The following is a 1,178-nucleotide window of genomic DNA, read 5'->3' on the forward strand; positions in this document are numbered from 1 at the left end:
GGGAAGGTCTGAACAAGTCCGCGAATCATGCCGCGAGACGTTGTGTCGGTTGAAGGAATCGGGACAATCGGAACGATGAGCCAAATGAGCTTCTCAGATGCGGAATACGCCGGCAAGAGGAAGAAGACCCGGCGTGAGGTCTTCCTCGAGGAGATGGAGCAGGTGGTGCCGTGGAAGGTACTTCTGAAGGTCATCGAGCCGTTCTATCCAGTGGCTGGCCGTGGCCGCAGGCCCTACCCGCTGGAGGCGATGCTCCGGGTGCACCTGATGCAGAACTGGTTTGCGCTGAGCGACCCGGCGATGGAGGAAGCGCTGTACGAGATCGCCTCGCTGCGTAACTTTGCGGGACTGAGCCTGAGCGAGCCGATTCCGGACGAGACCACGATCCTGAACTTCCGGCACCTGCTGGAGGAGTACGACCTGGCCGAGGACATCCTGAAGCAGGTCAACGCGCACCTGTCGCGCAAGGGCCTGCTGCTCAAGAAGGGCAGCATCGTCGATGCGACCATCATCCCGGCGCCCAGCTCGACGAAGAACGAAGAGGGCGAGCGCGATCCCGAGATGCACCAGACCAAGAAGGGCAACCAGTGGCACTTCGGCATGAAGGCGCACATCGGCGTCGATGCTGACAGTGGCCTCGTCCACACCGTGACCACGACTGCGGCCAACGAGGCCGACGTCGAGCAAGTGGCCGATCTGCTGCACGGCAAGGAGCAGAACGTCTGGGCGGACTCCGGCTATCGGGGAGCGCACAAGCGCGTGGACCGAGAAGGCCTGACGTGGCACATCGCCGCGCGCCCCAGCGACATCGCCAAGATGCCCGACGGTCGAGCCAAGACGAGTCTGCAGAAGCAGGAGCACCGCAAGGCCAGCGTGCGCGCGAAGGTCGAGCATCCGTTCCGCGTGATCAAGCGCCAGTTCGGCCTCGTGAAGGTGCGCTTCCGCGGCCTGCAGAAGAACACGGCCCACCTGCTGACGCTGTTCGCGCTGTCGAACCTGTGGATGGCGCGCAGGCCGTTGATGGCCATGCAGGGAGCAGTCCGTCTGAAGACGGCGTGAGGACCACAAAGGGCGCTTCAAACCCACTTCGGAGGGCGACCGCATCATGAGTTTGTCCGACTACCTTGTTCGAAGCGCCCATCGCGGGCGCGCGAAAACGAGTTGTTCAGACCTTCCCT

At 63.1% G+C, this 1,178-nt stretch carries 1 protein-coding gene; it reads left to right on the forward strand.

Annotated elements, in window-relative coordinates; translation table 11 throughout:
* Positions 1 to 75 precede the first annotated feature (75 nt).
* Positions 76 to 1,059, forward strand: coding sequence for an IS5 family transposase (locus tag VPH43_RS24610; protein ID WP_328580422.1), 984 nt, complete (start codon positions 76 to 78; stop codon positions 1,057 to 1,059).
* The last annotated feature ends 119 nt before the right edge of the window (positions 1,060 to 1,178 follow it).

Origin of the sequence: Ideonella sp. BN130291, assembly GCF_036231905.1 — a bacterium.
Taxonomy (GTDB): Bacteria; Pseudomonadota; Gammaproteobacteria; order Burkholderiales; family Burkholderiaceae_C; genus CAMLIZ01.